The organism is Sphingobacterium sp. UBA865 (assembly GCF_002295765.1).
GTDB classification, from domain to species: domain Bacteria; phylum Bacteroidota; class Bacteroidia; order Sphingobacteriales; family Sphingobacteriaceae; genus Sphingobacterium; species Sphingobacterium multivorum.
In genome coordinates, this window is sequence record NZ_DBGB01000038.1 from 39,158 (window position 1) to 61,194 (window position 22,037).

26 protein-coding genes are annotated in these 22,037 nt (G+C 40.0%); 16 read left to right on the forward strand and 10 right to left on the reverse strand.

Annotated features, from left to right (window positions below; translation table 11 throughout):
• Window positions 1–14: 14 nt before the first annotated feature.
• A complete protein-coding gene (gene mazG, locus B2O97_RS20820) occupies window positions 15–827 on the reverse strand; it encodes a nucleoside triphosphate pyrophosphohydrolase (protein ID WP_046675904.1) in 813 nt (270 codons plus the stop codon).
• Window positions 828–970: 143 nt separating this feature from the next.
• Here mazG and B2O97_RS20825 point away from each other — a divergent pair, with 143 nt between their 5' ends.
• The 4 genes from B2O97_RS20825 to B2O97_RS20840 all read left to right on the forward strand — a co-directional run bounded on the left by B2O97_RS20825 (window position 971) and on the right by B2O97_RS20840 (window position 3,449).
• Window positions 971–1,270 (forward strand): hypothetical protein, encoded by a 300-nt coding sequence (locus B2O97_RS20825; RefSeq protein ID WP_046675905.1) that lies wholly within the window; start codon window positions 971–973, stop codon window positions 1,268–1,270.
• Between the two features lie 4 nt (window positions 1,271–1,274).
• Window positions 1,275–1,799 carry a hypothetical protein gene (locus B2O97_RS20830; RefSeq protein ID WP_070568706.1) on the forward strand — a complete coding sequence of 175 codons (525 nt, stop codon included), beginning with the start codon at window positions 1,275–1,277 and terminating at the stop codon, window positions 1,797–1,799.
• Window positions 1,800–1,906: 107 nt separating this feature from the next.
• Entirely contained in the window at window positions 1,907–2,590 is a 684-nt protein-coding gene (locus tag B2O97_RS20835; protein WP_046675907.1) for a hypothetical protein, read from the forward strand.
• A 109-nt stretch (window positions 2,591–2,699) separates the two neighbouring features.
• Window positions 2,700–3,449, forward strand: a complete 750-nt coding sequence (locus B2O97_RS20840) for an SDR family NAD(P)-dependent oxidoreductase (protein ID WP_070568703.1) — start codon at window positions 2,700–2,702, stop codon at window positions 3,447–3,449.
• Window positions 3,450–3,545: 96 nt separating this feature from the next.
• On the opposite strand, the gene B2O97_RS20845 is transcribed toward B2O97_RS20840, so the two are convergent.
• The 4 genes from B2O97_RS20845 to B2O97_RS20860 all read right to left on the reverse strand — a co-directional run bounded on the left by B2O97_RS20845 (window position 3,546) and on the right by B2O97_RS20860 (window position 6,637).
• On the reverse strand, window positions 3,546–5,105 hold the full coding sequence (locus tag B2O97_RS20845) for a sulfatase family protein (RefSeq protein WP_286768067.1): 1,560 nt from the start codon (window positions 5,103–5,105) through the stop codon (window positions 3,546–3,548).
• Window positions 5,106–5,257: 152 nt separating this feature from the next.
• The gene (locus tag B2O97_RS20850; RefSeq protein WP_286768068.1) at window positions 5,258–5,839 is read right to left on the reverse strand and encodes a YdeI/OmpD-associated family protein; all 582 of its coding nucleotides are present in this window, start codon (window positions 5,837–5,839) and stop codon (window positions 5,258–5,260) included.
• An 11-nt stretch (window positions 5,840–5,850) separates the two neighbouring features.
• Complete coding sequence (locus B2O97_RS20855) at window positions 5,851–6,315, reverse strand: SRPBCC domain-containing protein (protein WP_286768069.1); 465 nt, start codon at window positions 6,313–6,315, stop codon at window positions 5,851–5,853.
• A gap of 1 nt (window position 6,316) precedes the next feature.
• Complete coding sequence (locus tag B2O97_RS20860) at window positions 6,317–6,637, reverse strand: ArsR/SmtB family transcription factor (RefSeq protein WP_286768070.1); 321 nt, start codon at window positions 6,635–6,637, stop codon at window positions 6,317–6,319.
• Window positions 6,638–6,845: 208 nt separating this feature from the next.
• Here B2O97_RS20860 and B2O97_RS20865 point away from each other — a divergent pair, with 208 nt between their 5' ends.
• The 10 genes from B2O97_RS20865 to B2O97_RS20910 all read left to right on the forward strand — a co-directional run bounded on the left by B2O97_RS20865 (window position 6,846) and on the right by B2O97_RS20910 (window position 14,963).
• The gene (locus tag B2O97_RS20865) at window positions 6,846–7,478 is read left to right on the forward strand and encodes a hypothetical protein (protein ID WP_286768071.1); all 633 of its coding nucleotides are present in this window, start codon (window positions 6,846–6,848) and stop codon (window positions 7,476–7,478) included.
• Window positions 7,463–7,693, forward strand: coding sequence for a hypothetical protein (locus tag B2O97_RS20870; protein WP_286768072.1), 231 nt, complete (start codon window positions 7,463–7,465; stop codon window positions 7,691–7,693). Before B2O97_RS20865 ends, B2O97_RS20870 begins: the two co-directional genes overlap by 16 nt.
• Before the next feature lie 9 nt (window positions 7,694–7,702).
• Window positions 7,703–9,349 (forward strand): carboxylesterase/lipase family protein, encoded by a 1,647-nt coding sequence (locus B2O97_RS20875; RefSeq protein WP_286768073.1) that lies wholly within the window; start codon window positions 7,703–7,705, stop codon window positions 9,347–9,349.
• Window positions 9,350–9,585: 236 nt separating this feature from the next.
• Window positions 9,586–10,719 (forward strand): NAD(P)/FAD-dependent oxidoreductase, encoded by a 1,134-nt coding sequence (locus tag B2O97_RS20880; RefSeq protein ID WP_286768074.1) that lies wholly within the window; start codon window positions 9,586–9,588, stop codon window positions 10,717–10,719.
• Window positions 10,710–11,423: a methyltransferase domain-containing protein gene (locus B2O97_RS20885; RefSeq protein WP_286754469.1), complete on the forward strand. Its 714-nt coding sequence runs from the start codon at window positions 10,710–10,712 to the stop codon at window positions 11,421–11,423. The genes B2O97_RS20880 and B2O97_RS20885 overlap by 10 nt, the downstream gene beginning before the upstream one ends.
• Complete coding sequence (locus B2O97_RS20890; RefSeq protein ID WP_286754470.1) at window positions 11,420–12,472, forward strand: type III polyketide synthase; 1,053 nt, start codon at window positions 11,420–11,422, stop codon at window positions 12,470–12,472. The genes B2O97_RS20885 and B2O97_RS20890 overlap by 4 nt, the downstream gene beginning before the upstream one ends.
• Window positions 12,473–12,489: 17 nt before the next feature.
• Window positions 12,490–12,927, forward strand: coding sequence for a 3-hydroxyacyl-ACP dehydratase FabZ family protein (locus B2O97_RS20895; protein ID WP_286754471.1), 438 nt, complete (start codon window positions 12,490–12,492; stop codon window positions 12,925–12,927).
• Window positions 12,924–14,195 (forward strand): beta-ketoacyl-[acyl-carrier-protein] synthase family protein, encoded by a 1,272-nt coding sequence (locus tag B2O97_RS20900; RefSeq protein WP_286768075.1) that lies wholly within the window; start codon window positions 12,924–12,926, stop codon window positions 14,193–14,195. The genes B2O97_RS20895 and B2O97_RS20900 overlap by 4 nt, the downstream gene beginning before the upstream one ends.
• Before the next feature lie 4 nt (window positions 14,196–14,199).
• Window positions 14,200–14,454 carry an acyl carrier protein gene (locus B2O97_RS20905; RefSeq protein WP_112374521.1) on the forward strand — a complete coding sequence of 85 codons (255 nt, stop codon included), beginning with the start codon at window positions 14,200–14,202 and terminating at the stop codon, window positions 14,452–14,454.
• The gene (locus tag B2O97_RS20910) at window positions 14,451–14,963 is read left to right on the forward strand and encodes a 4'-phosphopantetheinyl transferase family protein (RefSeq protein ID WP_286768076.1); all 513 of its coding nucleotides are present in this window, start codon (window positions 14,451–14,453) and stop codon (window positions 14,961–14,963) included. The genes B2O97_RS20905 and B2O97_RS20910 overlap by 4 nt, the downstream gene beginning before the upstream one ends.
• Window positions 14,964–14,980: 17 nt before the next feature.
• Here B2O97_RS20910 and B2O97_RS20915 read toward each other — a convergent pair whose 3' ends face one another.
• The 4 genes from B2O97_RS20915 to B2O97_RS20930 all read right to left on the reverse strand — a co-directional run bounded on the left by B2O97_RS20915 (window position 14,981) and on the right by B2O97_RS20930 (window position 19,852).
• Window positions 14,981–16,039: an alpha/beta hydrolase gene (locus B2O97_RS20915; protein ID WP_286754474.1), complete on the reverse strand. Its 1,059-nt coding sequence runs from the start codon at window positions 16,037–16,039 to the stop codon at window positions 14,981–14,983.
• Between the two features lie 172 nt (window positions 16,040–16,211).
• On the reverse strand, window positions 16,212–17,519 hold the full coding sequence (locus tag B2O97_RS20920) for a hypothetical protein (RefSeq protein ID WP_286768077.1): 1,308 nt from the start codon (window positions 17,517–17,519) through the stop codon (window positions 16,212–16,214).
• A gap of 129 nt (window positions 17,520–17,648) precedes the next feature.
• Window positions 17,649–18,911 (reverse strand): serine hydrolase domain-containing protein, encoded by a 1,263-nt coding sequence (locus B2O97_RS20925; protein WP_286768078.1) that lies wholly within the window; start codon window positions 18,909–18,911, stop codon window positions 17,649–17,651.
• 116 nt (window positions 18,912–19,027) lie between these two features.
• Window positions 19,028–19,852 carry a helix-turn-helix domain-containing protein gene (locus B2O97_RS20930; RefSeq protein ID WP_286754476.1) on the reverse strand — a complete coding sequence of 275 codons (825 nt, stop codon included), beginning with the start codon at window positions 19,850–19,852 and terminating at the stop codon, window positions 19,028–19,030.
• 213 nt (window positions 19,853–20,065) lie between these two features.
• Between B2O97_RS20930 and B2O97_RS20935 the strand changes: the two genes are divergently transcribed.
• Entirely contained in the window at window positions 20,066–20,878 is an 813-nt protein-coding gene (locus tag B2O97_RS20935) for a class I SAM-dependent methyltransferase (RefSeq protein WP_236560168.1), read from the forward strand.
• A gap of 27 nt (window positions 20,879–20,905) precedes the next feature.
• On the opposite strand, the gene B2O97_RS20940 is transcribed toward B2O97_RS20935, so the two are convergent.
• Window positions 20,906–21,394, reverse strand: coding sequence for a DUF1801 domain-containing protein (locus B2O97_RS20940; RefSeq protein ID WP_286754477.1), 489 nt, complete (start codon window positions 21,392–21,394; stop codon window positions 20,906–20,908).
• A 186-nt stretch (window positions 21,395–21,580) separates the two neighbouring features.
• On the opposite strand from B2O97_RS20940, the gene B2O97_RS20945 reads away from it, so the two are divergent.
• A partial coding sequence (locus tag B2O97_RS20945) for a hypothetical protein (protein ID WP_286768079.1) occupies window positions 21,581–22,037 on the forward strand: 457 nt, incomplete at its 3' end.

Below are 22,037 nucleotides of genomic sequence, written 5' to 3' on the forward strand. Positions count from 1 at the left end.
TTATAGGAATTGCTTTATTTTTTCAATTTTTTAGCTTCATTCCAATAAACGTCCATTTCTGCTAAACTCATTTCCTGCAGTTGCTGCTTATTTTCGGCTGCTTTTTGTTCCAGATAGGTGAAGCGTGCAATGAATTTTTTGTTGGTACGTTCAAGCGCATTTTCGGGGTTTATACCCATATGCCGTGCATAATTTATCAAGGAGAATAAGAGGTCGCCAAATTCGCCTTCCGCTTTTTCCTGATCCATTGGAAGTGCTGTCTCTAGATTAAATTCAGCTTTAAATTCGGCCAGTTCTTCCTCTACTTTTTCCCATACTTGTTTCTTATCTTCCCAGTCAAAGCCGACACCGCGCACTTTATCTTGAATACGATACGCCTTCACCAATGCGGGCAAACCTTTCGGGACGCCAGAAAGAACAGATGTGTTGCCTTCTTTGAGCTTGATTGTTTCCCAATTGGATTTGACTTGATCTTCTGTATCGGCATTAGTGTTACCGTAGATGTGGGGATGCCGCGTAATCAATTTATCACAGATTGCATTAAGTACGTCTACGATATTGAACTGTCCCTCTTCTTCGGCAATGCGCGCATAGAATACAAGGTGCATCAAGACGTCACCAAGTTCTTTTTTTATTTCGGGATAATCTTTTTCCAAAATGGCATCGGTCAATTCATACATTTCCTCCATCGTCAAATGGCGAAGGGTTTCCATGGTCTGTTTCTTATCCCAAGGACATTCAATCCGTAAGGTATATAAGACATCGAGTAATCGTTGAAATGCCAATTGAGGTGTATGCTGATAAGCTGGTGCTGCTAGATTTGCCATATTTCATCGTGTTTGGTAGCACAAAAGTAGACATATGAGTTTGAATAAACTATTTCAATTTGCGGAAAACAAAACCCTTTTGTCAATCGTTTTATAATAAATTATAAAAATTAGAATTTAGATCGGATTTAGAACAATCAACTATGGAAAGAATGCATGGATACTCCTCTGCAAGTGTTGCCTTGGAAAAGTTAAACAACTTAGGTTACACAATAGACTATAATATCGAATTTGACGATTTGTTGGCTCATGCTGATGAGTATAAAATTGACTACTTATTTCGCTACGAAGGGGCGTCAGATCCTGATGATGAATCGACTGTATATGGTATCAGCAAAAATTCAGGACAGAAAGGCGTTTTTGTTGCTGGCAATTTATCTTTGATTGAAGGTAAAAAGCGCGATATTCTATTACAATTAGAGCTTAGGGAACGGGAGCGGTAGTCTTATGGGAAAAAATGAAATGGAAACCACCGAGCGGCTTGAGCAGCTTAAACTTTGGGCCCTGAAACGGGATGGTAAAGATGCGGCAGCGGAATATCATGATCTCGGGTCAGATCGTTGGTTGCAGGTGTATAGAAATGAAGCGCTCAACCTGATGAAATCTGGCGCCTACGACAAAGGGTCGAGGCTGTTTGAGTCATATGCTGAGGTTCACTACCCACACGAACTGGAAAAATTGATTGGCAAATTGGAGCGTAGTTACGACAGCTTACAGCGTTTTAGCCCAGGATTGCTTGAAGATGGTTTTTATAATCTCGTGTTGGGTGATATTCCTTTGCTTATGGCAGGTACGATCGTCGTTTTGCTTCGAACCAAAGAGTCTGATTTTCCAGCCGTTTATAATAATGATGCCGATGCCGACATGCGAAGTTCTCCAAATTGGCTTATACAGCAGTCAAACAGCGCTATTTGGGTGGATATGCACCAAACCGCATTAAATAATATTCACTACCCGGATAAAATTCTTTAGTCTGGCAAAATTTTTGTAGCCGATTGTATTAAAAAAAAGGAAAACTAACTAGGTTGTTCCTTTTTTGGATTTTTATTGAATTATAAACCCATTTTAAATTTTATTTTATGATGTTGTACATCGGCATTTTTGCTGTTATCGTTGTGGCTTGCGTGTTTTTTTCTCTTATGATGATGAAAAAGCAAAAGGAAACGGCCAAAAAATATGAAGGTGAATCCGGGATTGGCCTAGCCCCAGGTGTAAAAGATGAATTGTTAAATGATGAATTTAGCGAATTAAGAAAACAATTGAACGGCGCTCCAATCGACGCCTTTACGCAATGCGCGTATATTGCAACGGTTGGGGATAAAGTTGCTTCGGCTGCGGCGACAGCAGCGAAGACTGTTGCTTGGGCGGCTGTAGGAGTAAAGGCTCGTTACAATGAACGGGATAACGCTTCTTATCTGGTGCTTAGCAACAACGAATTGCATTACGTATTTTTTGATGAGGGGGAGGTGAGAGACCATTTGGTTTTCGATCATGAAACCTTGCTCAATGCACGGACTGCGCAGATTACAAATGCTGAAAAGGTAACGCGTATGGGCTCCGTTATGGGCTTGAAACCTAAGAAAATGCATCTTGACCTCAATGGAAATGGGCTCGATATCATGTATTATGGCACTGTTCAGCGTATGCCGCATGGTATTATTTCTCCAGGTTCAGGTATGTTTGAAACGCAAGCCAAGCTCCAATTGATGGGGCGTTTGTTTTTGGATAGATTATATAAAAAATATCCGCAGCTACAGAACTAACCCGTCTAGAAATGTCATTTTAGTTTCGTTTTAAATGAAGTAAATGTCCGCTTCTGCTTTATTCCGCGTTGCTTTTAGTAAATTGTATTTATCATAAAATTTATAACATATGAAAATTTTAGCAGATAAAGTAGCTTTGGTAACAGGAGCTGGTTCGGGGATCGGCCAGGCTGTTGCACTGGCTTATGGTAAAGAAGGAGCAAAGGTCGTTGTCTCAGATATCAATGAGCAAGCGGGCCAAGAAACAGTAAAACAAATTGAATCTCTGGGAGGAGAGGCCGCGTTCTTTAAAGCAGATAGCTCATCTCCGACTGACAATGAGGCGTTGGTAGCTTTTGCAGTCAAAACATTTGGTCGGCTCGATATTGCCTGTAATAACGCGGGTATTGGGGGAGAGACTGCCCTAACTGGAGAGTATAGTCTAGATGGCTGGAAAAAAGTCATCGATATTAATTTCAATGGCGTATTTTATGGCTGTAAATATCAGCTGGAGGCGATGGAAAAAAATGGAGGCGGAGTTATTGTGAATATGGCTTCCATTCATGGTACTGTTGCTGCGCCAATGTCAAGTGCCTATACTGCAGCCAAACATGCTGTTGTGGGATTGACAAAGAACATTGGTGCAGAATATGGTCAAAAAAATATTCGTTGCAATGCGGTCGGACCCGGCTACATTGATACCCCGTTATTGGCGAAGTTGGATAAAGAGCATATCAATGCATTAATCGGTAAACACCCTATTGGACGTTTGGGAAAGGCCGAAGAAGTCGCTGAACTGGTTCTTTTCCTAAGTTCGGATAAATCCTCCTTTATGACAGGAGGGTACTATTTAGTTGATGGTGGATATACCGCTGTTTAACAGAGGTCGTTTAATAAAAACGGGGATCCAAAGCTGGATCCCCGTTTTTATTATAATTGAGTTGACGATGGTTGGCAGCAGGTCCATATCATCCATTTATTTAACAGTTAAGTTTTCTTGCTTGAGGACCTGCTGAAAAGCGGGTCTTGTTGCATCATCATCGCCTGCTTCGGCTTTTAGTTTAGTCAGCTTTTTCTTCAACCGGGCAATTTCTTTGACATATTTTTTGTCTAGAATGGCGTTGTGTGTTTCCATGGGGTCCTGATGTAGATCATAGAATTCCCAGGCTGGTGCTGTTGTTTTGGAGTCACTACCTGTCATTTCTAAGGGCTGTCCGTAAAAATAAATCAGTTTGTAACGTTCATCACGGACTCCCAGGTGGGCAGGGCGTATTGGTGCATGTTGCCAGTAACGGTAATATAGGGCAGAACGCCATGCTTTGGATGTATTTCCTTTGAGGTTATTCCGGAAGCTTTCGCCTTGGATGTAAGCGGGTTTTTTGATGCCGGCATAGTCTGCAAATAGCGCAGCGAAATCGATATTTAGAATCATGTCGTCTAATCGACTACCTGCTTTGATTTCTTTGGGGTAGCTGATCACAAAAGGCATGCGCAGTGATTCTTCGTACATGAGACGTTTATCCATGAAATTGTGTTCTCCCAAGAAGTAACCTTGATCGGAAGCCAGGATCACAACGGTATTTTCGTCCAAATTTGCGGTTTTAAGGTAATGCATAATTTTTCCCAGATTATCATCGATCCCAGCGACGCAACGGAGATAATCTTTGATGAACTTTTGGTAGATCTTTTTGCGGGCTTCCAAAGGGGCCATTCCTTTTGTTGAAAACGGAAGCTCAGGATAAGATGTCCAAAAGGGGCCTACCAAAGCTTGCTCATAGCGGCGGCCAAGCTCTTCCAAGGGTTGACCTTCAAAAGAGCGTCCAGTCGTGGTTGCTCCTGAGTCCAAAAATGTAGGAGGATAAGGAAACTCCACATCTTTGTAGTAATCTTTGAATCGCTCCGCAAAATCAAAGGGTTCATGGGTCGCTTTGTAATGACACATTAAGAAGAAGGGCTTGTCTGGGTTGCGTGATTTTAACCAGTCCAGACTCATCGTTGTGGTGATATCATCTACATAGCCTTCGTAAGGTGTGCCAGCCTCTTCCTTATCATTCCAATTGTCTTTAGAGAGGTAAGTCGGGTTATGATAAACACCGTGTCCAGGTAGAACTTTAAAATCGTCGAATCCACTTGGTCTCTTTTTTAGGTGCCATTTTCCAAAAACAGCAGTTTGGTAGCCTGCATGGTGCAGATCCTTAGCGATGTTTTCCTTATCGGGATCCAAAGCATCTTCAAGTGTGTAAACTTGGTTTTTATTACTGTACTGTCCTGTCAGTATGGTTGCGCGGCTAGGGGTGCAAATGGAATTTGTACAGAAGGTATTATTGAGCACCGCCCCTTGACTGGCTAATTTTTCAATATTCGGATTTTTGACAAAATCTTTTAAAATACCACCGTATACGCCCCATGCCTGGGCCGTGAAATCGTCCGTCAGGATAAAGACGATGTTGGGGCGTTGTGTTGCGTTGTTCTTTTTCTGTGCTTGTGAAAAAATGGGCAAGAGGCCGCAGAGGAGCAATACTAATTTTTTATTCATGTGAATTCAGCGATATATTAGTCGACGAATTGAGTATACCGGACTACGATAATTGCTATAATCGTTCGTCTTGGTCTAGTTCTGTCTATTTGATTGTAGACAAATCTACTCTTTATAGACTACTATATCGCGAATAAACTGTAATAAATATGTTAGTCATCGACACCTTTTCCATCGAGAATATGCTGGTAGTATTTTTCGATTCTTGCCTCGCGAGTTTTCACTTGTTTTGCCTGGTTAAAGTAGAATAGATATCCTTTTTGCCGACCAGGCGTAAGTGATTGAAAGGCTTTTTGGAGCAAAGGGTCTTCCAGTAAGGCGCGCTTAAATTCTTCCGGTACAGGGTAATCTGCAGCTTTTCGCATGTGCACTTTCTTACCTGATTTTTCAATTTCGATGGCTTCCTGAATATATTCCGATATCACCTCTCGTAATGATTCAATCTGTTCAACAGTGGTGAATCTAAGCTGTCTGGCCGATTGAACATTTTCGGTTTGCTGGATCAATATATTTTTGGGATCTTTTAATAATGCACCTTTGTGGAATAGCAGCGCACAGTATTCTTTAAAGCCGTGTATCAATAGGACATTTTTACCTTCAAATGTATAACAAGGGTGCATCCATTTATAATCCTCTTGCAGTGTTTTATTGCCACGGACAATTTCTCTCAACAGATTGAATTCTTCATTCCATCTTGTCGCATTTTCAAAAAAATGTTCAATTTTTGGATTCATAATGTAGTGCTTTAGGAAAGTTTGGAAAGAATTTCTTGTAATCTGTTGTGCGCCATATTGATTCCTTGCGCAAAAGGCATCTGTAGCAGCTGGTTTCTAAACGCGACCGACTGAAATATAATATGGATGTGAAGCCTGCTACGTTCTGCACCTATTTTTTCAAATGTTAAATATTCCAATTGTACGGGAAATGTACTGTTTTCCATTTCAAACGTCCGTGTGATACGTTGATTGGGCAGGAATTCGTGTATCGTTCCATTTGCTTTGAACATGACCTGGCCATTATGGGAAGTTTCAAACGCATAGGAGCCATGCGTTTTATTTTCCAATTTCAGGACTTTGGTTCCCATCCACTGTTCAAAAATTTCGGGATCCTCGTATGCTTTGAAGAGCAGTTCAACAGGTAAATCGAACTCTCTTGTAATGACAATCTCCTGTTTATTATCCTCAGCCTGGACGTTGTTTTTTACCTCCATATTATTTGTTCTTGTAGTTTTGCATAATAGCTTCCAATTGATTGAATCTGTCATCCCACATTTGACGAAAAGGTTCGATGAAATCTGCAATTTCTTTCATCTTCGTTGGGTTGAGTTGATAGTATATCTCACGTCCATTTTGTTGAGACTTTAATAACTCACATGTCGTCAATATTTGTAAATGTTTTGAAACTGTCGGTCTTGCGGTGTTGAAGTTGGCTGCAATTGCACCTGCAGTCATGGCTTGTGAGGCCAAAAGAAGTAAGATCGCTCTTCTTGTTGGATCTGCTATAGCTTGGAAAACATCTCGTCTTAAGTTCATTTTGAAGTCATTTGACTACGAATATACGTGTAGTTATTTAGCTACGCAAATATTTTTTACATTTCTGTGGAGAAAATCGGTGGGCAGAAATGGAGATGACGAATAAAAATTCTTTCCTGGCGGATTTAAAATGAAAACGATCGAGAATTAAACCTACGGATCAATGTTTGGCGAATAATGCTAAATTAGGGTAATTAATTATAACAAGATGAAAACACAGTTATCGTACTTAAAAAAATTGAGCGTATTGGGGACGAAAACTTTAGTCAAATATTATTTGCTGGCTATTGTTTCGACTTTACTTTATTTGGTGGTTGGTAGTTTACAATTTAATGCTAGTCATGAAGCTTTCTTTTCGACAGTCAGTCCTGTACAAGCCGCGGCTAAATTCCTTTGGTTGATTGGATTGATCCTGCTACCTGTATTACTTTTTATTTTCAGCAACAAATATGTGTTTTCGAAGATTGCAAGTCTTGTCGTGGAGGAAAGGCAGGATGATCTCATTCTTCCGGCATTTGACAAAGTACTTTTAATTTTTCAATCAAATCAGCCCGATGTAGTACAAAATGTCGCTGATTATTCGTTTGCGAAACTTAAACTGATTAATGACGTAAAAAATACCAAAATTGAGAGCCCTTGGGTGCGACGCATTGTCATTTTTGGTCTGAACAAAGTGAAGTTTGATTCCTTGGATTTGGACAATAACACCAGCTTCTATACTATTATAAGGTCAAAGTTTATTGGTGTACTCGAAATATTGACCACAGCAAGTAGTAAGCCATTTTGGACATGTATTCTTGTCCAATGGCTTATGCTACTTTTTGTTTGGCTGACCAACTAAATGCGTTGATCACTGCAAGCAAGCAAGCAAGCAAGCAAGCAAGCAAGCAAGCAAGCAAGCAAGCAAGCAAGCAAGCAAGCAAGCATCCGGCTGCTGCAGGTATTTGTCTATTGGTTAAGTTTTCTTTAAGTCTTTGCGCTGAAATGTCAGATTATCACGACGGTATAGATTTTATTTTGTATTTTAACTTTAAGAATAAAACCATGGAGTTATAAATGAATGTTATGATGAAAAAGATTTTTTTTACAGTTGTTGGGCTTTTGGTTGCATCGTTTGTTTTCGCCCAAATGCCACAGGTAAAGGTTGAAGAGGGGGTGCTAGAAGGGATTATCTTGTCAAGCGGGGTCGAGTCCTTCCGAGGGATCCCCTTTGCAAAACCCCCAGTAGGCGATCTAAGATGGAAAGAACCGCAAGCTGCTGAACACTGGTCTGGTATCCGTAAAGCAGATCATTTTGGTTATTCTCCGATGCAGAAACCGATCTATGGGGATATGCGATTTCGGTCGCCGGGGATCAGTGAAGACTGTCTATACCTGAATGTATGGCGTCCAAAGAGTCTTCATTCAGGCAAACTTCCTGTTTTAGTTTATTTTTACGGCGGGGGGTTCAATGCTGGTGATGGATCTGAAAATCGTTATGATGGTGAAAGTTTTGCTAAAGAAGGTCTTATTGTCGTTACTGTCAACTATCGTCTTGGTATCTTTGGTTTCTTCGCGCATCCAGCATTAACGGAGGAATCACCGAAACATGCTTCAGGAAATTATGGACTGCTGGATCAGCATGCAGCTTTGGTTTGGGTCAAAAAAAATATAGCTGCATTCGGCGGTGATCCCGATGCGGTCACCATCGGTGGCGAGTCGGCAGGAAGTATGTCTGTTTCCGCTCAAATGACTAGTCCGCTATCCAAGGGGTTGTTTACGCGTGCTATCGGTCAGAGCGGAAGTGTCTTTAACTTACGGTATGGTACAGCCTCTATTACTGAGCAGGAACAACAGGGTGTTGCATTTGCATCGCGGGTAAATGCAACAGGTCTTGATCAACTGCGTGAAATTCCTGCGGCCGAACTTCTAGATAAAGCCAGCGAGCCAGGAGCCTTCACTACCCGTTTGATTGTTGATGGCTATTTTTTGCCGCGATCTCCATTGGCTATTTTTGAAGCCGGGGAGCAATCTAAGGTTCCCTTGCTTGCCGGTTGGACTTCCACGGAAGCTCCCTATATGGCTTACATGGGTAAATCTTACCCATCTCCGGAGAATTATGAGAAGTTGGTAAGAGCACAGTTTGGTGTTAAAGCTGAAGAAGTGCTCAAGGAGTATCCAGGGAAGACCGAGGCAGAAGTCATTGAATCGGCAACTGCATTAGCTAGCGATAATTTTATTGTGTATAGTACTTGGAAATGGCTTGACCTGCAACGAAAGAATAGCGGTAACCCAGTCTTCGTTTATATATTCGGTAAACCGCGGCCACCCATGCAACCGGAATATCGTGATGCACAAACCGGGCTTGCCGGAGGAATTAGCAAGAAATCTACACAAGAAGACAAGGAAAAAAGCCCACAGCCCCTACCGGGAGCTTTCCATGCCAGTGATATCGAATATTTATTGGGAAATCTGCAGAGTAATGATGTTTTTGCCTGGACAGAAGATGATTACAAGGTTTCGAAACTTGGTCAGCAGTACTTTGTTAATTTTATCAAGACGGGTGATCCAAATGGAAAAGGACTTCCAGCCTGGCCGAAAACAACAGCAAAAGATCAGCGAATGAATATCTTGAATTTGAATACCGAGGTGAAAGCTTCTGCTGAAGAATTTCGGAACAGGTATCTTTTTCTGGATAAAATGTTTGTCGACCGTGAATATAAATCCAGATAGTTGCCTTCTTTATTTACGGTCAAATAAAAACCATTTATCGCTAAGGGCTGTTATCAGAGAGACTTTTTATAAAAGCGGATGGATGATATTGTCCTGTGCAGGAAAATCCTAGGTCGCGAACAGATTTATTAAGAATCGTCTGTTGAATAGCGGGGGCAACCAATGTAGGAGACCGAAGCATGATTTGTAACGTTGATTTTTTGTAGATGAAACTCATATAGAACAAACTTGGATATATGGTAATACACCCTGATGTGATTATTATAGGTGGCGGCTTGGCTGGACTTACAAGTGCATTGCATCTGTCTAAACAAGGATTCAACGTGACGTTAATCGAAAAACATGATTTTCCTCGTCATAAGGTTTGTGGCGAATATGTTTCGAACGAAGTCTTGCCCTATCTGCATTGGCTACAAGTGGATGTCGAATCGCTCTGTCCAACACATATTCAGGAGCTTGAGTTCTCGACAGAAGGTGGGCAGATGAATAGGGTCAGGTTACCCTTGGGTGGAATTGGCATCAGTCGTTACGCGTTGGATGATCTGTTATATCAGCGAGCAAAAGGGGCGGGTTGTACAATTGTTATTGCGACCGTCACAGGCGTATCCTTTAGCAATGATACATTTGCTGTTTCATTTCAAGATCAGGTATTAAGATCAAAAATTGTACTGGGCGCATATGGAAAACGCAGCAATGTGGATCAGCTCTTATCCCGCGATTTTATAACAAAAACCTCTCCGTGGATGGCTGTTAAAGCACACTATTCGGGCGATTTTCCGAATGACCTTATTGCCTTGCATCATTTTGAAGGCGGTTATTGTGGTATTTCTAAGGTCGAAGATGACCAGATAAATTTATGTTATCTGGCCGATGTAAAAACGTTCAAGAGGTATAAAAATATAGGTGATTATCAAAAGTATGTGTTGTCTAAAAATAGGCATCTTCAGTGTTTTTTTGAAAAGAGTAGACTACTTTTTGACAAGCCGCTTGCAATAAGTCAATTTTCATTTGATCAGAAATCAGCGGTAGAAAACCATATGCTTATGATTGGTGATACGGCCGGTCTTATTCATCCATTCTGTGGAAATGGGATGGCGATGGCGATACATAGTGCAAAAATGGCTTCCGAGCTTATTGTGGACTATTACCATGGTCATATCGATTCGCGCCAGCAATTGGAACAGTCCTATATGAATCAATGGAATCGAACCTTTAAAAGACGGCTCTTATTCGGACGACTTCTGTCGGGTGTACTGCGTTATAAAATAGGTACCGCGGTTCTAATGAAGGCTACGATATTTTTTCCAAAAATCTTAAGTTGGATGATAAAACAAACTCATGGAAATGCAAGCTCAATAAAATGGGGATAGACACAAGATATAGAACATCGCAGAATGAGATCATGGACGATTTTCGGCTGGAGGGCGACGAACTTCGCGTCACGCTGGATCGAATTGCAAAGATTAATCGTTTTCTAGGCGGAAATAGCATTACGTTGAATGGTGTGAAAACATTGCTTTCAACCGGCTACAAGAATGAAACAATAACCATTGTGGATATCGGTTGTGGTAATGGGGACATGCTTCGCATGTTAAGCGATTATGGCAATAGACATCATATTAAGCTTTCATTGCTCGGGATTGATGCTAATCCGTATACAATAAATTGTGCAAGGGATCTGTCGAAAGATTATACCAATATATCCTATTTGTGTGCAGATATCTTTGAAGCGAATTTTGAAGATGTCAAGTATGACATTGTTCTGTGTACGCTTACTTTACATCATTTCGACGATGAAGCGATTTTTCGTCTGCTAGATAGCCTGGTCAACGTATCAAAATTGGGGGTCGTCATAAACGATTTACAAAGGAGTAAAATGGCTTACCGGCTTTTTCAAACTATTGCTGTTGTTTTTAGGTTAAATAGAATGACAAAAGTGGATGGACTTGTTTCCATACTTCGCGGGTTTAAAAAGATTGAGCTTGTACAATTCGCAAAGGGATTACGGTTAGAACATTACACCATCCAATGGAAATGGGCCTTTCGTTACCAGTGGATAATTTTCAATATATGAATGTTAAAATAATAAATGTTGCCAAGCAACTCCCTAAATACTCTTGTACTACCGTTGATATTCTTCCGCTATTGGATATTTGGCTTCATGGACAGGAACCTCGTTTTATTAAGAAAATCAAGAAACTTTTCGAAGGTGCCGCCGTGGACAGGCGCTATGCGATTATGGATCCGATCGAAGTCTTCACGGCGACATCTTTTGAAGAAAAAAACAATGTGTATTGCCGGGAGGCGATAGCCCTAGGGGAGCAAGCACTTCGTCAGGCCCTTGAACAAACGGGCTGGGATCCCCAGTCTCTGGATTATATCATTACAGTCAGTTGCACTGGAATTATGATCCCCTCTCTAGACGCGTATCTTATTAATAGGATGAAACTCCGACAGGATATTGTGCGGTTACCAGTTACCGAAATGGGTTGCGTTGCCGGTGTTTCAGGTATTATTTATGCTAAAAATTTTCTTCAGGCAAACCCAGGTAAACGTGCTGCGGTTATTGCCGTCGAAGCGCCAACAGCGACTTTTCAGCTGGAAGATTTATCGATGTCGAATATGGTCAGTGCCGCCATTTTCGGCGATGGTGCAGCTTGCTGTCTGCTTTCATCCTGTGAGGAAGATTGCGGACCTGTAATTCTTGATCAGGAGATGTATCATTTTTATGATGCGGAGGACATTATGGGGTTTAAATTGACCAACACTGGTATGCAGATGATACTGGATGTGGATGTGCCCAATGTGATTGCGTCCCATTTTGATGCAGTTATACATCCATTCCTGAAAAAGAACCAGCTGGAAATTAAAGATATTAATTACATGATTTTTCATCCGGGCGGGAAAAAGATCGTAGCCACAATCGAGGAGATTTTTGCTGAATTTGATAAAGATATTGAAGATACTAAGGCTATACTAGCGGACTATGGTAATATGTCGAGCGCCACGGTACTCTACGTCCTTGAACGTATTATGAAACGTAAGCCTCAAGCCGGTGAATTGGGGCTGATGCTGAGTTTCGGTCCGGGATTTTCAGCACAGCGGGTTTTATTACAGTGGTAACTTACTCATTTTGAACAATGGAATTGAATGCTATACTAGCGAAATTGCCCTACAGAGCCCCATTTTTATTTGTCGATGAGTTGATTCATGTCGATGACGAAGGTGTTGCAGGTACCTATACTTTTGATGAAGATCTGGACTTTTATCGCGGCCATTTTTATGAAAGAGCGATTACCCCGGGAGTTATTCTGATCGAAACGATGGCTCAAATAGGTCTGGCCTGTTTGGGAATCTTTCTGCTCAATAAAGACTTAATGCAAGGCTCGTCTATTGCGTTGACTTCTACTGAAATACAGTTTTTAAAACCAGTATATCCAAAGGAGAAAGTCACCGTATTTTCAAAAAAAATATATTTTAGGTTTGGCAAACTAAAGTGTGCCGTTACGATGAAGAATGAAGCCGGACAGGAAGTTTGTAAAGGGATATTGGCAGGCATGATGACGGAGGATTTATGAAGAGAGTTGTGATTACTGGACTAGGAGTCGTTGCGCCCAATGGAGTGGGGGTGTCTGCCTTTACTCAGGCCATCAAAGATGGCGTTTCGGGTATTAGACATGATGAACAGCTGGAAAAACTACAGTTTTCCTGCCAGATTGCTGGAATGCCGCAAATATCAGATGATCTTAAAAGGCAATATTTCACTGAACTTGAGCTTAGAGGTTTTAATAGTACAGGCATCTTGTACGGAGTCATTGCTGGAATGGAGGCCTGGACAAATGCAGGTCTTCCTATTGCCGTAAATTCGGCCCCCGATTGGGATAGCGGAACAGTCTTTGGTTCAGGTACATCAGGTATTGATAAGTTTCGCGAGAGTATTTATAAAATTGATGAGCTACAAACCCGCAGACTAGGTAGTACAGTTGTGGCGCAAACAATGAACAGTGGTGTCAGTGCATATTTAGGTGGGAAACTAGGCCTCGGAAATCAGGTGACCACCAATTCCTCGGCCTGTGCTACTGGGACTGAAGCAATTCTAATGGCATATGACCGGATTCGGTCCGGAAGAGCAAAACGCATGCTGGCAGGCAGTACTGGAGATAGTGGGCCTTATATTTGGGGCGGTTTTGATGCACTACGTGTCTGTAGTTCGCAATATAATGACCGCCCTGCGGAAGGGTCGCGCCCAATGAGTGCAACAGCCGCAGGGTTCGTCCCGGGTAGTGGGGCTGGAGCCCTATTACTGGAAGATTTGGAAAGTGCCTTAGCACGCAATGCCGTTATATATGGCGAGTTATTGGGCGGCCAAGTAAACTCTGGAGGACAACGGGGAACAGGCAGTATGACAGCTCCAAACGCTGATGCTGTACGCCGTTGCATTCAAGAGGCCCTAAACAATTCGGGCGTCTCCAAATGGGATGTCGATGCTATAAACGGTCATCTAACGGCAACAGCCAAAGATGCTTTTGAAATAGAAAACTGGACCGAGGCACTTGGGCGTAAAGGGAAAGATTTTCCATGGATAAATTCGCTAAAAGGAATGACTGGGCATTGTCTCAGCGCGGCAGGTAGCATAGAATGCGTGGCCACAGTTTTGCAGTTATTTCATGGATTTTTATTCGGAAACAGTAATTGTACTGATTTACATCCCGAGATCGCAGCACTGATAGATCCATCAAGAGTATCAATACATCAAATTGATGTCAAACCCCAAATTATAGCCAAGGCAAGTTTCGGGTTTGGAGATGTAAATGCCTGTTTAATATTTAAAAAATTTGATAACTAAATTTATGAAGAGAGAAGAATTGATCGGTGCTTTAAAACCAATTATAGCACCCTACACAACAAACGAAGAAGCTTTCGGAAAGCTTACTGAAGAGACTGATTTTATGCGTGATCTACAAATTAATTCAGCCAATTTGGTCGATATTGTACTGGATATCGAAGATCAATTTGGGATCGTTATTGAAAATTCTGACATGGAGCGTATGCTTAATATAGGAGCCGCAGTCGAAATAATCGAAAGCAAGTTACAAGAAAAATGATTGGTAATGACATTATCGATCTGGTTCAGTCCAGAAAAGAGAGTAATTGGAGGCGTAGGGGCTTTGTTTCAAAACTATTTGATGAGCAGGAACAACTGTTGATTGTGAACAGTCCAGACCCCGAAATTGTTGTTTGGCTCTTATGGAGCATGAAAGAGGCTGCTTATAAAATATGGAATAGACAGACAGGAATCAGAAAGTACATCCCTTTGAAATTGCGGTGTTCAGTTCATGAACGATCTTCTTGCAAGGCGAGGGGAGAAGTCATCTGTGAAGGAAAAAGGTATTATACGAAGACCATCGTTTCCCCTGATTTTATACATACCATAGCAGCTGGCGAATTAGTTCATTTGGAAGATATTGTTGAAATCAAAAGAGATGGAATTATTAAAGATTCTCTCGGAGTCCCAAGCCTCGTTCTGAGGGATGGGAAGAGGCGCTTGCCTGTTTCCGTAAGTAACCATGGCCGTTTTGAGCGAATAGTTTCGATTCATAGCCTATTGACTTAATTAGACGAGTGACCATCTTATTGTACTTGGATGGATTCCTCCCGAAGCATCTGTTTGAATTTGGGATCTCGGATATAACGACTAAAGTCATGGCTTGACATTCCTGTGAAATCAGTCATCGAAAAGATGGTATAATTTTTCTTAAGTGCGTTAAAACTTTCCTCTTTATATCCCAGATCTGTTGGATTAAGTTTATTCGATAAGAATCCAAAAAACTTCTTCAACATCTTATCCGTACCATTTATGGTGATATGTATTTTCTTAACCTGGGAGCTCAGTTCCACAAATTTTTTGGTGTTAGTTGTTGTATCGGTATACTGAAATTCGGAAAGCCCTATGGCTGGCGCCAACATAATACAGGTAATCCTGTTTTTGTTTTCCAATAAAGGTTTTGCCCGCTCGATATCGACCTTATGAATGTCTTTGGCCTGAGCAGAAAAAGAACTATTGTATTCCGGATTCGAAATAGCACTCATCACCACAGATGCTCCACGACTGTGAGAGATAATGAAGACATCTTTATCGGCCATATTATTCAGTATACGTCTCAATCCAAATTCACCGGCCATCTGGCTAAAGGAGGCTGCGGAAAACCAGTTTTTTGCAGATCGAAACGGAGAGGTTGATCGTAAACCATCCCAATAAAAGCGAATAATTTCGTCGGTTTTGGGATTTGTAACGATATGATCGGCAATATATTTATATTGTTTTACAACGGATTCTTCATCGGCATTAAAGCCATGAACTAAAATGAACACACGTTTTTTTTGTGCAATGCGTTTTGACAGACGCAGCATGTTACCGCGTTCAAAAGCAAGTAACTGTTCGCGGTCGCCTCTGTCGGTGGCAATCTTCATCAGTGAATAAGGGTCTCTAGCAGCTTTATTCGAGGGGATGCCATAACTTTTCTTCCAATTATCGGGGTAGAAATTTCCATTCTGATCCACAAATGAATACCATAAATTGGGATCTACACCAGTATTGGGAGATGCCGAATCAGGAAGGTTATGAATAAGACCACACGAGGCGAACAAGGTGATAATGAGGATGAAGTAGAAAAAATATCTTTTGTTCATATGCTTTATTTCCTTCTATATCAGAATTTTATTTTCACTAGGATCCAATGGCTATCAAATTGGATGTATTTCTACAAAAATTCATTTCATGTAATATAGTCATTATTTTGGATAGCAAAAAGCAAGTCCGCATTTCGTCTGCTTATTATTTTCCTAATTTATCTGGATGAAGCTAAGGATCTATTCTTTTAATCAAATAAAGCCTATTGCGTCGACTGGTGAAAAGCTGGTAATTTAAAGCCGCATTTGAGTAGTAACCATAGTTATGAAATTGTTCCGTATCCTCAAAAGTCAGCGCTCCAATATTCTTACCATTGATTTCAATCTGAGACCAATGCCACTCCTCATCAAGATATAAATGATCTTTAAATTTTAAGGTGTCGTTTTCGACAACAAGGTGTGAGAAAAGGCAACCTTGCCAACGATCGCCTTGCTCATATTTTCTGCTGTTCAAATCCTGTCGATTGCGAATACGCCTGATTTTTTGGTAATAAACCGATTGAATATTGGCGGGGGAATGATTCGTGACCCATTCATTCTTGTCCCAGTGTCCGAAAAGGTCATTTACTGTACGCCCTCTAGACACAGTTTGCAGATTTAAATTACCATCATCCGATATATTTTCACAGAATATATGCCATTTACCGTCCATGAAATACGTTTTTTTTGAGTAGCTTTTCGAATTGCTGTGTTCGAAATCATAGATTCGCTCAGAAAGAAAATACTGTGCTTTACGATCGATATCATCTAGTTGTTGGCGTTGTTGATCCGCAGTCCAGTTGAGATCGGCATTGCGTATTTCAATGCTGCTTTTTGTGGTATCACCATCTAATGGCCAGCTACGAAAGTAATGTTTTCCTATGTTAATCAGATAGCCCTCGAAAAGAATCTCTGTATCCTTATCTTCATCCTGTGTGTAAGAATATTGATCGATCTGCTTGCCGTTTTTGTCCAATTTATAAAACATATGGATGGTTGGTTCTGCATCGTTAGCGTTTTTAGCCTTGCTCAAACTATGGATGATTAATTCGTTGTTCTTTGTCAAAAACTGATCAATAGGATTACTACTCGCCTTGAAAAGAATGATTTCATGTCGTCCAAATCTATTTTTGGTGTTATTGATATCGAGATATTGCCCGTATTTTTTCGGGAGTGTCGACGAGTGAAAGAAGTTTTGAATCCTAATATCGATATCAAAAATACCATTTGTATATATAATTGTACCGGCTATCAGCATACATCCCAGTAGATAATATTTCAAAGTACTGGTATCTTTTAACAGCAGATAGAAATAGCAAAATACCCAGCTCAGTATAAATGCAAGCGGCGAAAAAATAATATAATTCAGCTTCACATTGTTGCCTGCATCAAAAATAAAAAAACTGATGAGATAGGCTGCCATAAACACTAGGCATCCGAAAAAGGACTTTAATAAAGGACTCTTTTTAGCTTTCTCCGGATTTTGATCTGTCTGTTGCACGATGTTATAATTTAGGATAGTTTGTATACTATTTAACACTGGACTGATAAGGGCGTAATTTAATTTTTTTCTTTAAGGTTTCAAAGAGTCGATTACACATTTGATGCTAAAAGCATGCATATGGGTTCATTAATTTTTATTGGTCCTTGGGGAAACTTCCTTAACGCCACCTTTTGTTAAAATAAGGGAATTGTAAATTCCTGTTTTGTCTCTAACAAACTCGATTGTTCTGTCGTTGTCGTCTGCCCTGAAAAATTTTGTTTTAGACTCGGGAATGAGTTCAGTATCCGCATCGTTATAGTAGAGTTTGCCTGTAGTTTTTAATATATGTATTTTCCCATATTCACCTGCATAGTTATCGTACAGCGTCGTATCTATTTTGGTGGGATAATGTTTATAGGGAAGCTCTACTTCTTTACCCAGCGCAATCGCAGACAGTCCATACCCGATGATATGGGCGGGGGAGCCGTTGTTGGAAAGGACAGTGACAAAGAGTTTGTCGTCAGTAAATCGATTAAAAGAAGTCATTGTACCAAAGAATCCGCCATCATGTGCAATCAAATAATGTCCGTGATTGTAAAATGGATTGATGATAAATCCATAGCCCCAATTTTCAGCGCTATATGGTGTAAACATTTTTTCTTTCATCGCTGCCGATAGAATCGTTGTTCCATAGAGTGCTTTGTCCCAAATGGCTAAATCTTCAACGGTTGAATAAATGCCATCGTGGCCCAGGTTGATCTCCCAGTTGATATGGGGATTATGGATAAAACCTTCTGCATTAGGGTAATATACTTTTGCTTTTTTCGTGACGATGGAATCATTATTACTGACTCCGGTGTTACTCATGCCAGCTTTATCAAATATGTTTTTCTTTAAGAAAGAAGCGTAATGCTCACCTGAGACCTTTTCAATAATCTTTGCTAACAAATAATAACCGATATTACTATAGGCGCTTTTCGTTCCCGGTGAGCATTCGAAAGGAATTTTCTTGATGGCGGCATAAGCAGAATCGCTACTTATACTACTTAATGCGATTTCTTTGAAACCCATAGCAAGTCCTGAGGTGTGTGACAGCAACATGTGGATACTTATACTATCGGCTTTTGGATAATCGGGGAAAAACTTACTGAGTTTATCGTTTAGCGATGATCTTCCGCTGTCTACGAGCTGTAAAATAGCAGCCGCGGTAAATTGTTTTGTGACCGATGCCAACTGAAACTTCGTATCGATCGTATTTTTGATCCTCCATTCATAATCTGCTAAACCGTAGGCTTTTTTTAATAAAATCGCACCGTTTTTCGTGACAAGAACTGTTCCACTAAAATTATTTACATCGGCTTGTGCCTGCATATAGGTGGCAAGTTTGGCTGATGTTTTTTCTTGTGCCACAAGAAAAATTGGACAAAACATAAGTAACATTAAAAGCTTCATAGCGTATGGTATAAATAATTATGGAGCAATGTTACTGTTTAATAAAATAGTGTGATTGTATTTTTGTAAACCTGCTAAATAAAAATCCATTTTATTTGGTCCCGTTCAAGATCAGCTATTTTGGAAAAGAAAATTTTTGGTGTAAACCCTGTTAATTTTTTAAAATCTCTGATCATGTGGGACTGATCGAAATAATCCAGGTTATAAGACAGACCTATTTTGTTGCCATCTTCGAGGTGACTTTGAATCGCAGCTCGAAATCTAATGATTTTTTTGAATTGGGAAGGTGTTTTACAGATATGTTGATCGAATTGCTTATTTATGGTTGTTCTCGATCTTCCTGTTTTTAGCGAAAATTCTGACATAGATTGATTGAGGTTACTTGTATCTAGCATTTCGGTGATTATGTTTTCGAGCAATGCATTTTCAAATAGCCAAAATTTTGATATCCAATACTCTTCTAAGGCCTTGATTCGCTCGTCTTGGTTATCAATGGAAAGGATAGATGTCATCGCGTTTTTATAATCCAGGTGCGGATTAAAATCGGGAAATGTTCCGCTGTTATAATAGCTTAAATCATTGGGTATAAAAGCATTTATCCCAAGAGGTTTGAAGTAAGTGGTAATTTCATTTATTTTTCCCTCATAACTCACTAAAACAGGTTCATTAAAATTGCATACAAGGTTTGTTTCTATCGAATTGGACGGACAATGCTTCGTAATGACCTCATTTGGGCTTACCTTAGTTTTGGTCTGCTCACTTATCGTCACTATGGTGTAAATGCTCGGAAACGTAAAATATGCCGTCGCTTTTTCTTCGTGAGTTTTCTCAAGTACATAGAAGCATTCAATATATTTTTTTAGAAGTAAGCTCTTTGGTCTATATATTTTTATCGTCATTTATTCTTCATGTAAATAGGTGTTATTCATACATCATCTTTTTAAACTTGGATGTATTGGATAGTCGATTTAAATATAGAGAACCTTTATGATAATTTTTACCGAGCTTAATTTCTTAAAACACTTATTTTTAAATTGGGGAAAAGATGAATCCGATAGCATTCAGTTTTTAGCGTACTTTAGTCGGTAATTAACCGTTTAATAAAAAACCAAATGAACGATTTGAATCCAGAAGAAAATTACATCGCAATAAACAAACACTCGTGGAATAATAGAACAGATACACATCTAAAATCAGACTTTTACAATCTAGCAGGATTTTTAAAAGGGGAGACTTCGCTAAATTCAATCGAATTGGCCTTATTGGGTGATATCAGCGGAAAAAAAATATTACACCTACAATGTCATTTCGGACAGGATACAATTTCTTTGAGTAGACTTGGTGCCAAAGTTACTGGTGTTGATCTATCCGACAAGGCGATTGAAAGTGCCCGAGAAATTGCGAAAGAAACGAATGCAGATGTACAGTTTATCTGTTGTGATTTGTATGAGCTTGAGAATCATCTTGACGGACAATTTGATCTGGTCTTTACCAGCTATGGAACGATTACTTGGTTACCGGATTTAGATAAATGGGGGAAAATAATTTCACGTTTCTTGAAACCGAAAGGGAAGTTTGTTTTTGTCGAGTTTCATCCAGTTGTTTGGATGTTCGATGATAATTTTGACAAAATTGGCTATAATTATTTTAATGTTGCTCCAATTGTTGAAACCGAGCAGGGAACCTATGCCGATAAAGATGCAGCTATTTCGCAGTCCTATGTTACCTGGAATCATAGTATGAGTGAGGTCGTTGGAGCTTTACTTCATCATGGGCTAAACATTCAAGACCTGAACGAATTTGACTATTCACCTTATCCCATTTTTAAAAACATGACAGAACTAGATCCTAAAAAATTCAGAATAGCCCATTTGGGAAATAAAATTCCGATGGTCTATGCTATTGTTGCGCGTAAAAGTGAATAAATAGAATGCTGGGAATTGACCAGGTACTTATTTCTTTTTCAAATAACGATTTATCATGGGGCTAAAATCTATTTTGGATGAAGCCTGAATATGTTCTGCCAATACGGATGCGGGAAATTCATCCAATGTTTTGAAATTAATACAGCCTTTTTGAAATTTAGCCTTGGGTAATTTTAATTTTAGTTCTTCCATTAATTCGGGGTTAGTATAGATAACCAAGGAATGGAATGAAATGTAATTCTTTGCGACTGTTAGCCCGTATTTAAATACGCCCTGTTCATTAAAGCTAATTGCATTAGGGTTTGACATGAATTTTCCGAAGCTCTCAGAGACGGTATTGTCATTTTCTGTTATCGCTTTCCGGAATTGACGGATGACCTCTTGCTCCGTTTCCGAAAGTGTATTGATATACTGATCTATTTCCATAATATCGTATTGTTCTTCAGGGCTGTAGTTATTAGCTAAAAGTATCAAATTTTCTTCTATATCGATGTAGGTCAGCATAAAAAGATGCATTGATTTATTTTGGTTACATGTTGACCTGCCTTTAAAATTTTACCCCTCTTTATTTCAGATTTTACCCCCTGTGGTTGGCAAGTTATTTATAATTTAATGTTATTAATCAAATTATACAATTCGTATTCGTTGGAATAAGGAATACGTCTGCAAGAATTATAACATTTATAAACTAAAAACAGCATTATGAGAAAATTTATGATGGTGATTTCTATTGGAATCATTGGGCTATTGAGCTGCCAAAAGTCTGTTCAACTAGATTCTCCGACATCACTAAAAACAAAAGCGAAGGTAAATCTAGCAAGTATAGGTAATACTTACTATATAGATCCCAGCGGAAACGATGATAGCACAGGAACGAGCACAACTGCAGCATGGAGAACGCTGGCCAAAATTAATGCCTCGGTTTTTGGCGCTGGTGATCGTATTTTGTTCAAGAGTGGTGGCGTATGGAATGACACGTTGCATATGAAAAATTCGGGAACGGCTGAAGCTCCTATTATTATAGATAAATATGGCGGCGATGTTCGTCCGATTATCAACGGTGGTGGAAAGAGAAACGGATCAAATGCACTATACCTCAATAGGGTGTCTTATTTTGAGGTAAATAACCTCGAACTGACGTATCCGGCCTATGAACTAC